Here is a 14,611-nt window from a genome sequence, read left to right as displayed (position 1 = left end):
TGCCTCAAAAAAAAACCGGCTGCAAGGGAGGCGCAGCCGGTTTTTTTTATATAAGTGATGGCTTATGCATCAATAGATGCTGCACTAGCTGCCAGTTTGCGGCTGCGGGCTATGCGATATAAAATAAAGCCCATGGCCAGGAAAATGAGGCTACCTACAATATCATACAGCGGTACACCAAGGGCATTGCTGAGGAACGCTTCCCCATTGAGTTTGTCCATAATAGCGCCGGTGGTTTTGCCTACGCTGAGGAAAGCCACGATCACGCCGGCAATGGCACCTCCTGCCACCAAGCCGGTGGCAAAGAGGTTGCCCTGGCCCAGTTCATCATCGTCTGCCTGCTGGCCCTCTTTTTTCGCCTTGTAATTTACAAGGCCTTTGATAGCGCCGCCCACTGCAATGGGAAGCGTAGTGCTTAATGGCAAATACAGGCCTACGGCGAAGGACAGGGCATTGAGTCCGCAGAGTTCAATGGCCACTGCCACAAACGCACCCGCTACGATAAATTGCCAGTCCAGGTGTCCGCCCAGGATGCCCTTAATTAAAGTAGCCATGAGTGTAGCTTGGGGAGCAGGGAATTTTTCACTGCCAATGGCGTGGGTAACACCCTTGGCCAGCAGATCGCCGGTGGGAGTATCCAGCACCTGCACGGTGTAGCCAATTACCACGGAGGATACAATGGCACCGATCAACAGGGCTATCTGCTGGTATAACGGAGTGGCACCTACGATATAGCCAGTTTTCAGGTCTTGGGAGGTACCACCTGCGTTGGCAGCGGCAATGCAGATCATGCCCCCTACTACCAGTACCATGGGTTCATACACCTTACCCGTCCAGCCGGCGGAGATGAAAACCAGGCTGGTGGCCATGATGGTGGCAATGGTCATCCCGGAGATCGGGTTATTGGACGTACCGATCAGTCCTACAATGCGGCTGGACACTGTTACGAAAAAGGCACCGAAAACCACTACCAATACACCAATGATAGCGCGGGTAAACCAGCTATCGCCGGGAATAAGCGGGATCACAGACATCAGCACCATCAGCGCCAGGCAGCCCCAACCTACAAACTTCAGGCTCAGGTCTCGGTCTGTGCGCGCTACAGTGGCGTTGGCATCTTTATCCCGTAAGGATTTGATGCTGTCGCGGAAAGAAGCGATAATCGTGGGAATGGTTTTGAGCAGGGTCATAAAACCGCCTGCTGCCACAGCGCCGGCCCCAATCTGCCGGATGTAGGCATTGTACACGGCACCAGAATAGTCGCTGAAGGTATGGTTCACCGGGTCCCAGCCATTGCGGCCACCGGCGGTAGTTAAATTGGCCATGTAACCCAGTTTGGTTAGCTGAGTAGCAATCATATCTGGTGGCACCAGGGTGGCCAGCAAGGGAATGAGCATGCACCAGGCCAATACGCCGCCGGCTACCAGTACCCCCGATATGCGTGGACCAATGATATAACCTACCCCCATGTATTCTGGCGTAATCTCGCCACCAATCTTCATGGAAGGAGCATATTTATTTGTTTGGCTAACGATCCAATTAGGCGTTTCAGAGATTATGTGCAGCACATGTTGTAAAAATGCATACCCCACTGAAAAGCCCAGGCCCCAGAACGCTGTACGGGCAAAGTTGCCGCCCTTTTCGCCCGCTTTCAGTACTGCTGCACAGGCCGTGCCTTCGGGGTAGGGCAGGTTATCATGCTCTTTCACGATCAGGGAGCGCCGCAGCGGCACCATCATCAACGTACCCAGGAAACCGCCCAGGATAGACAAAATTAAAATGGTGAGGTAATTAAAATACTTGTCGCCATCGCCCCCGGTAGAGAGGAAAAGGAAGCCAGGCAAGGTAAAGGCCACGCCGCCGGCAATGGTTTCGCCCGCGGAGCCGGCGGTCTGGATAATGTTATTTTCCAGGATGGTGGTCTTGAAAAACCGCCGCCCCAGTGTAATGGCGATAACGGCGATAGGAATGGACGCGGAAACGGTAAGCCCCGCTTTCAGGGCCAGGTACACGGTGGAAGCGCCGAAGATAATACCAAACAAGCTGCCCAGTAAAATGGACTTGAGGGTAAACTCCTTCATATTGCTTTCCGGCGTCACAAAGGGCTTGAAGTCTGCCATAAAGAACAAATAGATTAAAAAGTTGTAACGATGCAGATATTGGATGTGGTGATAATGAAAAATGGTTAATCCTTGTCCGACGGGAGGTAAGATATTGAATTTTCTCACATCTGCCAGCAAAGATTAACCATTTATGATAGGGCGTTGTTTAGCGTACGCCGTGCATCATTTTTTTCAAGAAGCCAGACAACAGGAACAGCAGCACGGCGGCGGCACCTGGCAGGATCACAAATACCATGAAGAATTCATACAGGTTATGAATGGTATAACCTGCAAAAGTAGGATAGTGGTCCGTAATCTGGAGCTTGTCCAGCGCAGCTTGCACGGAGGCAGAGAGCGGCGTGGTTTTGTCCAGCACCGCCTTCAGGTCTATGCCCTGCGCGGCCGCAGCCTTGTATTTGTCTGGATCGGGCGGCAGCAGGGCGCCCAGCGTACCTGCCAGGGCATACCCTGCGGCATTGGCCAGGAACCAAACACCCATCAGTAAAGAGGTAAAGCGTTTAGGGGCCAGTTTCGATACCAGGGATAAGCCGATAGGCGACAAACAAAGTTCTCCTACCGTGTGGAAGAAATACATAACGAACATCCATACCACGCCCAGTTTCATGCCTTCCCCCAAATTTTTCACCTGCTGTGCAATAATCAGAAAACCAATGGACAGCATGAGTAGTCCGATAGACTGTTTAACAGGTGAAATAGGTTCCAGCTTTTTCTTTTGCAAGGCGCTCCATAGTAAGCTAAAAGGCAGGGCCAGTATAATAATGAACAGAGAGTTAGCATTTTGCAAGGAGCTGGGCGGCAGTTCATAACCCAAAAAGTGAAGGTCGGTTTGTTTGTCTGCCACGAAGGTCAGAGAAGATCCTGCTTGTTCAAAACAAGCCCAGAAGAAGATCACAAAGAAGGCCACTACGTACATCACCAGGATGCGGTCGCGCTCTATTTTGGTAATGGACTTATCTGTAAGGATGAGTACGGCCAGCGTCAGGCCGGCTGCATATATAAATGGATACACCCAGGACTTAATCGGGTTGGGGTCAATGGAAACATAGTGAATGGCCAGGAAAAGTACCACCATCAATGCTACGCAGCCCAGGATGGCGGGCCTGGTAAAATGCGCCTTTTCTGCCTCTTCTCCGGCGATGGCGGCCTTGTTGGTAAATGTAGGTTTGGTGCCTACCGGCTTGCCGCTAGGATCTACTACGTATTTATTTTTCAGGAAATAAAACAGTATAGTACCAATCAGCATGGCTACTGCTGCTGCCAGGAAGCCCCATTTAAACGCCTCGCTAACGCGCACCCCATCTACTTTTACATCGCCCAGCCAGGGGCAAATGGCCATACCCAGCAAAGAACCCATGTTAATGCCCATGTAAAAAATGGTGAAAGCAGAATCCAGGCGGGTGTCGGCTTTAGGATAAAGCTGACCTACCATGGAAGAAATATTGGGCTTAAAGAATCCATTGGCCAGGATTTGTACGCCCAGGCCTATGTACATCAGCAACTTGCCTGTGTCGATACTACCCATATAGGTGGCCCCACTTGCAAACATAAAGAGCTGCCCGATGCTCAATACAAAACCGCCCAGGATAATGCAGTTCCGGTTTCCCAGGTAACGGTCGGCCACATAGCCGCCCAGCATGGGTGTAAGATAGCAGAGGCCCAGGAAGCCACCATAAATGATGGAGGCATCTGCTTCAGAAAATTTCAAAGCGTTCACCAGGAATAAGGTAAGCAAGGCGCGCATGCCGTAAAAGTTGAAGCGCTCCCACATCTCTGTGGAAGACAGCACAAACAACCCTTTCGGATGCCAGGTTTTGGTTGAAGATTCAACGCTGGCGCCTGTTTCAGCAACAGTTGATTGCATAAATTGGTTGGTTTATTTAATGTTGTATTAGGTGTTTGATGAAACTACAAACAAGCAAGATAAATAATTCCAGGCTTTTACATGAAAAAAACGCGACTGCCATTTTTTTAAACGTTCTTTGCATCTCAAATCGTAAAATACGGCCCAAGAACAGGTTTCCCGTGGATTTTCCGGGTACCCGCCGGGCATTCAGGATTATATTGCTATGAATATATTATTGCTTGGTAGTGGAGGCCGCGAGCATGCGCTGGCCTGGAAAATGGCACAAAGCCCGCTCTGTACACAGCTTTTCATTGCCCCCGGTAACGCCGGTACCCCTCAATACGGGCAGAATGTAAATATTGCCGTATCCGACTTCACCAGTATAAAAACCTTTTGCCTGGAAAATGGGATAGACCTGGTAGTGCCAGGTCCTGAAGACCCGCTTGTAAACGGTATTTATGACTTCTTTCAACAAGAGGAGGCGCTCCGCCATATTCCGGTAATGGGCCCTTCTCAATACGGCGCGCAGTTAGAAGGCAGCAAGGCATTTGCCAAGCAGTTTATGTGCCGTCATGGCATACCTACAGCAGCTTATCGCGAATTTACCGAAGACACCTTTGAAGAAGGCGTGGCCTACCTGGCCCAGCATGCATTGCCTGTAGTAATTAAGGCCGACGGCCTGGCTGCTGGCAAAGGTGTGGTAATTGCCACCACTACGGCGGAAGCACAAGACGCATTCCGGCAAATGATCCGTGACGCCAAGTTTGGCGACGCAGGTAAAAAAGTGGTAATTGAGCAATTTCTTTCTGGTATTGAGCTGTCTGTGTTTGCACTGACCGATGGCAAAAGTTATGTAACCCTGCCTGCTGCCAAAGATTATAAACGCATTGGTGAAGGCGATACCGGCTTAAATACCGGCGGCATGGGCGCTGTATCGCCCGTTCCATTTGCCGATAAAACCTTCATGGACAAGGTAGATGAGCAGGTAATAAAACCCACGATAAACGGGCTTTTCAAAGAAAACATAGCCTATCATGGTTTTGTGTTTTTTGGTCTCATTAAAGTAGGCGGCGAGCCGTATGTTATTGAGTACAACTGTCGCATGGGCGATCCGGAAACGGAAGTGGTGATGCCGCGTTTGCAGAATGATCTGGTGGAACTATTCCTGGCAGTGACCACCGGCACGCTGAGCCAGCAGCAAGTACTGGCCGATCCGCGTGCAGCCGCCACCGTTATGCTGGTGGCAGGCGGATACCCGGAAGCTTACGAGAAAGGCAAGGTAATTACCGGTATTCCCGCTTCCACTGCAAACCAGTTGGTACTGCATGCCGGTACTACGCTGGCCGGCAGTCAGGTGATGACCAATGGCGGGCGGGTACTCACCGTAACATCCCTGGCCGTTGATCTGGCCACGGCGCTGGCCCATTCCAAGGCTACGGCGGCACAGATACAATTTGAGGGGAAATATTTTAGGAAAGATATAGGCTTTGAATTTGTATAAAGTTTAATTTTAATATATATTTGAAGGGTGCAGGTCAAATACTGGTACAGTTTATGCCTGCAGCGTATGCACGATCACCCATGAATTAATGCGGTAGCAGCAGTTTTTCAGCACTTAAATTATTTAGGGTAACATACATTTTTTGTATCGTATATTCGTGAGAATTATTCAATTTTGCATTCAAATTTTTGACCGTATCAACAATGGGCTTTTTTAATTTTTTAACGCAGGAGATAGCGATCGACTTGGGTACAGCGAATACGCTTATCATTCATAATGACCAGGTGGTGGTGGACGAGCCATCTATCGTGGCCATTGAAAGGGCAGGGGGCAAAATTGTGGCCGTAGGTAAAAAAGCCATGATGATGCATGAAAAGACACATGAATACCTGCGTACCATCCGCCCGTTGAAAGACGGTGTAATTGCAGATTTTAACGCAGCGGAAGGCATGCTGCGTGAAATGATCAAGATGGTATACCCCAAAAAGCCATTGTTTGCACCGAGCTGGCGCATGGTTATTTGTATACCTTCCAGCATTACGGAAGTAGAAAAGCGTGCCGTGCGCGACTCTGCCGAGCAGGCAGGTGCTAAAGAAGTATTTTTAATTCATGAACCAATGGCTGCTGCCCTTGGTATAGGTATAGACGTTGAAGAGCCGGTAGGTAATATGATTATCGATATTGGAGGTGGTACCACCGGTATTTCTGTGATCGCCCTGGCCGGTATTGTGTGCGACCAGAGTATCCGTATTGCAGGCGATGAGTTTACTGCAGACATCATGGAAGCCCTGCGCCGCTACCACAGCCTGCTGATTGGTGAACGTACTGCAGAGCAGATCAAAATCCAGGTAGGTTCCGCCCTCAAAGAACTGGATAACCCACCAGATGACATCCCGGTAAATGGCCGTGACTTGGTAACAGGTATCCCCAAGCAAATTCAGGTGTCTTACCAGGAGATCGCTGAAGCACTGGACAAATCTATTTTCAAAATTGAAGAAGCCATACTCAAAGCGTTGGAAACAACACCGCCGGAACTGGCTGCCGATATTTACCGCCGTGGCTTGTACCTTACCGGTGGTGGCGCCTTGCTGCGCGGGCTGGATAAGCGTCTTTCCCAAAAAATAAAACTACCCGTGCATGTAGCCGACGATCCGCTGCGTGCCGTGGTAAGAGGTACGGGCATTGCCCTGAAGCACGTGGGTAAGTATCCTTTCCTGATGCAATAACAAGCTTCGTACATTTTAAGTTCCAAAATTAAGGGCTAACCTTATGGTGGAAAATCACAGTTTTGGAACTTAAAATATATAAAACCTAAACCAGCAAAACCTTTCCGGTAAGTCCATGCAACCGCTTCTGTATTGATGTTGGATTTGGGCCTATTGGAAATTATACTTTTAACCGGTGCGTAATCTTATCATTTTCTTCAGGCGTTATTTTAACTTCTTTTTATTTCTGCTGCTGGAAGTGATCTGTATTGTGCTGGTGTTTCAAAAAAACGATTTCCAGCATACCGCCTATATCAATTCCGCCAACCAGATTTCGGGCAAAATGTACGAACAGTACAATCAGGTGGAATATTATCTCCATCTCACCGCCACCAATGATAGCCTGGTGCGGGAAAACAGCCGTCTCCGCAACTACCTGGCCACTACTTTCGACCAGTTTGATACTGCCAGCGGTACTCACACCGACACATTGCGCCGGTTTAGCGATGATTCCCTTCATAAACTGTTGGAAAGTAAAGTACGCAAGTATTTTTACCGTGAGGCTAAGGTTGTCAACAATTCCGTGAACCAGGATGTAAACTATATCACCATTCACCGTGGCCGATTGCAGGGGGTTAAGCCTAACATGGGCGTGATCAGCAGTGCCGGCGTGGTTGGGGTGGTACGGAGCGCCAGCGATAATTACGCCGTGGTGCTGTCTTTGCTCAGCAGGGTTCGCAATTTTGGTTTTAGCGCCCGCTTGCTCCGTACCAAAGAAATGGGTAATGTACAGTGGGACGGGGGCAGTGGCATGTACGCAGTTCTGCACGACATACCCCGCAATGCCAAGGTTCAAAAGGGCGATACGGTAGTTACCAGTGGTTTTTCTTCCTTCTTCCCCCCAGATATTCCTATTGGTTATGTGGATAGCGTAACGGTGGAAGACAAGTCTAGTACCTCGTTTAATATCCGCTTGAAACTGGCTACTAATTTTTACAATGTAGAATACGTATATGTGATTGAAAACCTGTTGAAAGACGAACAATCAAACCTGGAAGATTCAACAAGGGCGAACAAATGAGTATACTTTTAAGAAATATTATCCGCTTCATACTGCTGCTGTTGTTGCAGTTATTTGTGCTTAACAAAATACTGGTGGGCCAGTTTGTCAGCCTGTACATTTACATGCTGTTTATCCTGCTGCTCCCCTTCAACCTACCCCGCCCGGGCCTTATGCTCCTCGGCCTTTTCACCGGCCTTACGCTGGATATGTTTATGAATACTATGGGCGTACACGCTGCGGCCTGTGTATTCATTGCTTACCTGCGACCCTTTATCATCAACATCCTGTCGCCCCAAGGCGGTTTTGAAACCACCCAGAAAACACCTTCCTTGACCAGTATGGGCAGTACGCAATTTTTCGTGTATGCCACCATCCTGGTATTTCTGCACCACGTGGTATACTTTACCCTGGAAGTATTCAACATGGCCAATTTATTATACCTGTTGTTGAAAATAGTGGCTTCCACCGCAGCAAGCCTGGTACTGGTACTGCTGTACGAGTTGTTATTTTATTCAAAAAAGCAGTAACTCAATTCTTAATAAGTTGGGATAGCTGAAGTGTGTGTATTACTTTACCGGTCGAATTGCTAATTTTACGGACCGCCCGGCGGCTGGCAGTATCGCGGTTCGTGATCCGGTTCCTACAAAAATCTTGCAGCTCATTACTCATTTCCCATGTCAGTTTATAATCAGCCCAGAAGAAGAGTGATACAGATGATCTTTCTCGGAATGATCCTCATTATTGGTACGCGCTTGTTTTGGTTACAGGTGATCGAAAAGAAATACGCCAAGCTGGCCGATGCCAATGCCGTATTGCGGAAGGTGGTATACCCCAGCCGTGGTATTATCCTCGACCGCAAAGGTCGCAGCATTCTCAGCAATGATGCACTTTACGACCTGGTGGTAACTCCCGCCAACATCAAAAAAATAGATACTGCCTACCTCTGCGAAATACTCCAGATCAATCATGAAGAATATTTGAAAAGGCTTACCGGTGCTATTGTTAAAAACGGCCGTGTGCGCCCCTCCGTATTTGCGCCCCTACTACAGCCCGCCGTTTTCGGGCGTTTGCAAGAAAGTATGTTTCTTTTCCAACCAGGCTTTGAATTGGTGCAGCGTCAGATCCGGTCTTACCCCTATGCAGCAGCCGCTAATTTTCTGGGCTATATCGCGGAAATTCCACCAGATCTGTTAAAGAAACCGGAATATGCAGATTATAACCAGGGCGATTACATGGGATTAACCGGCCTGGAGCGCACTTATCAGAAAGAACTCATGGGCCAGCGCGGTATTCAATACCTGGTAAAAGACAACTTAAATAGAACACAAGGGTCTTACGAAAAAGGAGAGTTTGATACGGCAGCCATTGCAGGTAAAAACCTGCGCCTTTCGCTGGACATAGACTTACAGATGTTTGGTGAAAAACTTATGAAAGGGAAAATTGGCAGTGTGGTGGCGTTGGACCCCAAGACCGGCGGTATACTGGCCATGGTAAGTGGTCCTTCCTTTGACCCAAATTTGCTGACAGGTCCTTTCCGGAATGCTAATTTTAGCCGTCTTTTTACAGATACGACCAAGCCATTACTCAACCGGGCCATACAGGCCACCTATCCACCTGGATCCACCTTTAAGCCGATGACGGCCATGGTGGCGCTCGATGAGGGGGTTATTACGCCTTCATTCGGCTATCCCTGCACGGGGGCCTATTATGGCTGCAACCGGCCGATCAAATGTGAGCACCACGATGCTGGTCATGCGGCAAACCTGCGCCTGGCACTGGCCCACTCTTGCAACGCATATTTCTCTCACGTATATCGCCTCAGTGTAGATGCACAGAAATTTGGTGGTATTAAAGTGGGGGGCATGCATAAATGGTGGGATTATATGAGCTCCTTCGGTCTCGGACATCGTATTGGTGTAGACATTCCCAGTGAAAGCCGGGGTACGCTGCCAGATACTTCCTATTTTAACAAACGGTATAATGGCAGTTGGAACTCTTGCACCAATGTATTTCTTGGCATTGGCCAGGGTGAGCTTACGCTCACTCCACTGCAGATGGCGAACGAAATGTGTATCATCTCTAATCGTGGATACTTCTTTATCCCCCACTTCGTTGATAAGATAGATGGTGATAATTCTGATGTGCTGAACAAATTCAAGGAAAAACACGTAGTGGCCCGGTTAGCGGATACCACTTTTGGTGCAGTAATACGCGGGATGCAGGATGTGATAGAAGCCGGTACAGGTGTGGCCGCCCGCATAGATGGGATAACCATGGGTGGCAAAACGGGTACGGCAGAGAACTATGCCATCGTAAACGGAGAACGTACTAAATTGAAGAACCACTCCATTTTTGTAGCCTTTGCCCCGGTAGAAAATCCGAAAATCTGTATTGCAGTGGTAGTGGAAAATGCCGGCTTTGGCGCCACCTACGCCGCTCCAATAGCCAGCTTCATGATTGAAAAATATCTGAACGATACCATTGCCGCTAAACGCCAGCCGCTGGTAGACAAAATGATCAATACCGTGACCATCTCGCCTGCCATGCTGCAAAAATCCAAACTGGATTCACTGAACCGTATTCAAGTCTCTACCGCTGCTGCCGATGCAAAGGCGCGTCCAAAAACCTTATAACTGTACATGAACCGTCAAAATGCAAAACTGACTTCGGGGATAGACTGGTCTATTGTGGGCCTCTACATGGCGCTCGTGATCATCGGTATCCTGTGCATTTTTGCGGCAGAACACCGGGAAGGAGATCCGTTATGGTATAATATTATTCATGTCAATAAGAGCTTTTCCAAGCAGATCATGTGGTTTGGCATATCGATGGTGCTGGCTACCGGCATTTGGCTAACCGACTCAAAATTTTTTACGGCAACGGCCAATTTGTTTTATGCCTTCGGTATCCTGCTGCTATTGGTGGTGATCGGCATAGGACGCGATGTGAACGGATCGCATTCCTGGCTGGTGATCGGTGGTTTCCAGTTTCAACCGGCGGAGTTTACTAAAATATGTACCAACCTGGCATTGGCCAAATACCTGTCCTTACTGGAAACGGATTTTAAAAAGCTAAGGCCCCGCCTCATTGCGGCAGCCATTGCACTAGTGCCGGCGGTGATCATCATTGCCCAGAAAGAAACGGGCCTGGCGTTGGTGTACTTTAGCTTTTTCCTGGTAATGTACCGCGAAGGGCTACCTGGCGTATTGCTAGTAATTGCCTTCTCCGCTGTGGTGCTGGTACTGAGCGCGCTGCTAGTGGAGAATAAACAAATACTTTTTGTGGTATTTACCGTCATTACCTTGCTGGTGGTGTATTTTATGCGCCGGCAAATACGGCGCAAGCGTTCCCTCCTGGTACTGATTGTTGCCATCTGGGCCTTCTGTTCTGCTTTTGTAGTGGTGGTAGTACCTTATGCCTTTACCAAGGTGCTGAAGGACTACCAGGTAAAACGTATTTATGTAATGCTGGGCAAGGATGATGATCCGAAAGCTACTTACAATACCCGCCAAAGCATGATCGCCATCGGCTCCGGTGGACTGCTGGGCAAGGGATACCTTAAAGGCACCCAAACCCGCTACGACTTTGTACCAGAGCAAAGCACCGACTTCATTTTCTGTACCATCGGGGAAGACTTTGGCTTCCTGGGCTGCATTATTTTCCTGGGCATTTATGTAGCCCTGCTTTTACGAATTATTACGGTAGCGGAAAGACAGCGGTCTACCTTCAGCCGGGTGTATGCCTATGGGGTGGCCAGCATTATTTTCTTCCACCTGTTTATTAACGTGGCCATGACCATAGGCCTGGCCCCCGTAATCGGTATACCACTGCCCTTGGTTAGTTATGGCGGCTCTTCCATGATGACATTCACCATCCTCATTTTTATCATGCTACGCCTGGATGCGGACCGGCAAATGGTGCTTCGTTAATTCATAATTATGAATTATGAATTATGAATGAAGCGTATTTTGTTTGGTATTTTATTTCTGCATTATATTGTAATTCGAAATTATAAATTAGTGAGTTATTCATGCGGTAGGATAATTTATAATTATGAATTATGAATTATGAATTATGAATGAGGTGTAATTTGTTGGGTGCTTAATTTCTGCATTAACTGTAATTCGAAATCATAAATGAAGAGTTAGTCATGCGGTAGGATAATTTATAATTATGAATTATGAATTATGAATTATGAATTATGAATTATGAATTATGAATGAGGTGTAATTTGTTGGGTGCTTAATTTCTGCATTAACTGTAATTCGAAATCATAAATGAAGAGTTAGTCATGCGGTAGGATAATTTATAATTATGAATTATGAATTATGAATTATGAATGAGGTGTAATTTGTTGGGTGCTTAATTTCTGCATTAACTGTAATTCGAAATCATAAATGAAGAGTTAGTCATGCGGTAGGATAATTTATAATTATGAATTATGAATTATGAATTATGAATGAGGTGTAATTTGTTGGGTGCTTAATTTCTGCATTAACTGTAATTCGAAATCATAAATGAAGAGTTAGTCATGCGGTAGGATAATTTATAATTATGAATTATGAATTATGAATTATGAATGAGGTGTAATTTGTTGGGTGCTTAATTTCTGCATTAACTGTAATTCGAAATCATAAATGAAGAGTTAGTCATGCGGTAGGATATTTTATTTTTTGGCATAAATTTTTTAATTCATAATTCATAATTCATAATTCATAATTCATAATTCATAATTCATAATTCATAAGAATGCGGATTATACCATTGTCGGAAGGGGCTTTTACGGTTGATAAGACTAAACAATTTGTGCCGTTTGATCTTAGTAAGGATAATTTGCAGGAAAGGGGCGGGGGGGCACTGCTGGTAGAAATACAACCATTTCTTATTATAACGGACCAGGATTATATTTTGCTGGATACCGGTCTGGGTTTTCGCAATGCCAATGGTGTGTTGCAACTGCACCAACACCTGATAGATCATGGTATCAATCCTATGGATATTTCTAAAGTGTTGATGAGCCACCTCCATAAAGACCATGCCGGCGGCGTATCATACAAAGATCCATTGACGGGCGAACGATTGCTTACTTTTCCACAGGCTACCTATTATGTGAATACACGCGAATTGCAGTATGCACTGGAAAATGACGGGAAGTCTTACCTGGCCGAAGAGGTTGCCATTTTGCAACAGCGGGATAATGTAATTTTCATAGATGGAGAGGGTGCCATTGATGGCTATATCCATTATCAGTTTACCGGAGGACACTGCCCTTATCACCAGGTTTTCCTGATAAAGCAGGATGGGGAAACCATATTTTACGGGGGTGATGTAGCGCCTCAGCTATCCCAGATGAAGAGCCGCTTTGTGGCCAAATACGATTACGATGGGAAACGTTGCATGGAGCTCCGTCAGCAATATTTAGCCCAGGGCAAGCAGGAAGGCTGGACTTTCCTGTTTTATCACGACGTGCGTACTCCCTTTGCAAAAATGTAGATCGCTGCTGTGCGGGCTGTTTGTATCCGTAAAATTATAATATAATAAAAGGCGTCCCTCGCAGGACGCCTTTCGTTGTTATAGGCTAAGAGATGTATAATCGCTTTATTGGCGCATTCTGCGGAACCCGCCGGGGCGGCCTTCCTGGCGTTCTTTCAACTGGCGGATCAATTGGGCGCGGAAATCTCTTTCCGCACGGTACAGGGTGTTTACCTTTTGAGGTGGGAGCACCCGCATGAACTGATCTTTGTACCGAGTCTTAATATCCACCATGCGCTGCTGATAGGCTAGCTCGCTGCTTACCTGGGCAGAAGGGTCTTCTGCGGAAGTGGAGCTTTTGTGTATCTGCTGCATGGTTTGCTTGCGCTCCGTGATCAGGGCCTCCACTTCTTTACTGTACTGGTTATATACCGGCCAGAATTTTTGGGCTTCATCCTGGGTGAGGTCCAGCTCCTTAGACAAATAGGCGATCTGCATAGAGCGGATCTTTTCCAGGGCCTCTGGTCTTGGCTCGTCCTGGGCACGTACTGCCGCCGTACTTCCGATAAGACCGAAAAGGATGAATAATATAATTTTTAGTGATTTCATGTCTCGATTCAGCAAACGGCTACAGGCCGTTCGTTTTCGTTGATTCAATATATTGATTTAAATCGTCGGTCGATATGTCTTCTATCTGCAGCGCATGCGCAGCCTCTTTACCAGTAGCAGGGGTAGTAGTAGCCACGTTGGCGTAGATGGCGTCATTATCAAATTCGTCGGTATGTGTTTGTAAATAATCTACCAGTTCCTGGTCGCTGATCTTGCTGAGTTGCGTATCCAGGGAAATAGTGTTGTTCCGGAGCAAAAAGGTGCCTACGGTAGCCAGTACGCCAATAGAACATGCTGCCACTGCCCATTTGATCCAGGACTTGCGCGCCGGCAAGACAACTATCTTGCCGGGGCCTTCAGCCTGTCGGATATGCTCCATTACCTGACTGCCCAGCTGCGCAAAATAAGTGGGTGGCGCAGGGGTGAAAGGATTGTTTTTGGGTAATCCCGTTAAGATCCGGTCTACCTCGCGGGCCTCTTCCAAAGCATCTCCGGCATTTTCCTGGTGAATGCGTTGCAACACCTGGGCGCTCAGTTGGTTAAAGTAAGCAGGGGCGGGCTGCGACAGCGGGTTTACTTTTGGTAAACCATTAAGGATAGTTTCCACTTCATCATTTTCTGCATGCCGGATACGCTGCATCACCTGCTCTGGTAATGCAGTAAAATATCCTTCCGGTACGCTAAAAGGCGCTTCATCCGGTAGATGAAGACCTGGCGCTATGTGCTTCCACTCTGCTGCTATTGCTTGCCCCTTTTTCATGATATCACTACAGGTATTGCCCTGCAAAAATTGTT

Annotated in this window: 11 protein-coding genes; 7 read left to right on the top strand and 4 right to left on the bottom strand. The window is 47.5% G+C overall.

What is annotated here, in order from left to right; genetic code table 11:
• Positions 1-62: 62 nt before the first annotated feature.
• On the bottom strand, positions 63-2,120 hold the full coding sequence (locus tag GA0116948_RS10410) for an OPT family oligopeptide transporter (protein WP_089711851.1): 2,058 nt from the start codon (positions 2,118-2,120) through the stop codon (positions 63-65).
• 148 nt (positions 2,121-2,268) lie between these two features.
• Positions 2,269-3,984 carry a peptide MFS transporter gene (locus GA0116948_RS10405; protein ID WP_089711849.1) on the bottom strand — a complete coding sequence of 572 codons (1,716 nt, stop codon included), beginning with the start codon at positions 3,982-3,984 and terminating at the stop codon, positions 2,269-2,271.
• Between the two features lie 205 nt (positions 3,985-4,189).
• On the opposite strand from GA0116948_RS10405, the gene purD reads away from it, so the two are divergent.
• The 7 genes from purD (at position 4,190) to GA0116948_RS10370 (ending at position 13,228) form a co-directional block, all read left to right on the top strand.
• Positions 4,190-5,467 carry a phosphoribosylamine--glycine ligase gene (gene purD / locus GA0116948_RS10400; RefSeq protein WP_089711847.1) on the top strand — a complete coding sequence of 426 codons (1,278 nt, stop codon included), beginning with the start codon at positions 4,190-4,192 and terminating at the stop codon, positions 5,465-5,467.
• A 188-nt stretch (positions 5,468-5,655) separates the two neighbouring features.
• A complete protein-coding gene (locus GA0116948_RS10395; protein WP_449384868.1) occupies positions 5,656-6,693 on the top strand; it encodes a rod shape-determining protein in 1,038 nt (345 codons plus the stop codon).
• Between the two features lie 175 nt (positions 6,694-6,868).
• The gene (mreC, locus tag GA0116948_RS10390; protein ID WP_089711843.1) at positions 6,869-7,753 is read left to right on the top strand and encodes a rod shape-determining protein MreC; all 885 of its coding nucleotides are present in this window, start codon (positions 6,869-6,871) and stop codon (positions 7,751-7,753) included.
• Positions 7,750-8,262 (top strand): hypothetical protein, encoded by a 513-nt coding sequence (locus tag GA0116948_RS10385; protein ID WP_089711842.1) that lies wholly within the window; start codon positions 7,750-7,752, stop codon positions 8,260-8,262. The genes mreC and GA0116948_RS10385 overlap by 4 nt, the downstream gene beginning before the upstream one ends.
• A 147-nt stretch (positions 8,263-8,409) precedes the next feature.
• Positions 8,410-10,368, top strand: coding sequence for a penicillin-binding protein 2 (gene mrdA / locus GA0116948_RS10380; protein WP_089711840.1), 1,959 nt, complete (start codon positions 8,410-8,412; stop codon positions 10,366-10,368).
• Between the two features lie 6 nt (positions 10,369-10,374).
• Positions 10,375-11,664: a rod shape-determining protein RodA gene (gene rodA / locus GA0116948_RS10375; RefSeq protein ID WP_089711838.1), complete on the top strand. Its 1,290-nt coding sequence runs from the start codon at positions 10,375-10,377 to the stop codon at positions 11,662-11,664.
• Between the two features lie 820 nt (positions 11,665-12,484).
• A complete protein-coding gene (locus GA0116948_RS10370; protein ID WP_089711836.1) occupies positions 12,485-13,228 on the top strand; it encodes an MBL fold metallo-hydrolase in 744 nt (247 codons plus the stop codon).
• A gap of 105 nt (positions 13,229-13,333) precedes the next feature.
• Here GA0116948_RS10370 and GA0116948_RS10365 read toward each other — a convergent pair whose 3' ends face one another.
• Both GA0116948_RS10365 and GA0116948_RS10360 read right to left on the bottom strand, forming a co-directional pair.
• Positions 13,334-13,816, bottom strand: a complete 483-nt coding sequence (locus GA0116948_RS10365; protein ID WP_089711834.1) for a hypothetical protein — start codon at positions 13,814-13,816, stop codon at positions 13,334-13,336.
• 19 nt (positions 13,817-13,835) lie between these two features.
• Entirely contained in the window at positions 13,836-14,576 is a 741-nt protein-coding gene (locus GA0116948_RS10360; protein ID WP_089711832.1) for a hypothetical protein, read from the bottom strand.
• Positions 14,577-14,611: the final 35 nt, after the last annotated feature.

The organism is Chitinophaga costaii (assembly GCF_900094705.1).
GTDB classification, from domain to species: domain Bacteria; phylum Bacteroidota; class Bacteroidia; order Chitinophagales; family Chitinophagaceae; genus Chitinophaga; species Chitinophaga costaii.
Note: the sequence above shows the minus strand (reverse complement) of the source record. Positions and strands in the feature narration are given on the sequence as shown.

What these genes read in the sequence shown, in the direction of transcription:
- GA0116948_RS10410 (WP_089711851.1), bottom strand. Translation starts at nt 2,120, where the DNA reads ATGGCAGACTTCAAGCCCTTTGTGACGCCGGAAAGCAATATGAAGGAG.
- GA0116948_RS10405 (WP_089711849.1), bottom strand. Translation starts at nt 3,984, where the DNA reads ATGCAATCAACTGTTGCTGAAACAGGCGCCAGCGTTGAATCTTCAACC.
- purD (WP_089711847.1), top strand. Translation starts at nt 4,190, where the DNA reads ATGAATATATTATTGCTTGGTAGTGGAGGCCGCGAGCATGCGCTGGCC.
- GA0116948_RS10385 (WP_089711842.1), top strand. Translation starts at nt 7,750, where the DNA reads ATGAGTATACTTTTAAGAAATATTATCCGCTTCATACTGCTGCTGTTG.
- mrdA (WP_089711840.1), top strand. Translation starts at nt 8,410, where the DNA reads ATGTCAGTTTATAATCAGCCCAGAAGAAGAGTGATACAGATGATCTTT.
- rodA (WP_089711838.1), top strand. Translation starts at nt 10,375, where the DNA reads ATGAACCGTCAAAATGCAAAACTGACTTCGGGGATAGACTGGTCTATT.
- GA0116948_RS10370 (WP_089711836.1), top strand. Translation starts at nt 12,485, where the DNA reads ATGCGGATTATACCATTGTCGGAAGGGGCTTTTACGGTTGATAAGACT.
- GA0116948_RS10365 (WP_089711834.1), bottom strand. Translation starts at nt 13,816, where the DNA reads ATGAAATCACTAAAAATTATATTATTCATCCTTTTCGGTCTTATCGGA.
- GA0116948_RS10360 (WP_089711832.1), bottom strand. Translation starts at nt 14,576, where the DNA reads ATGAAAAAGGGGCAAGCAATAGCAGCAGAGTGGAAGCACATAGCGCCA.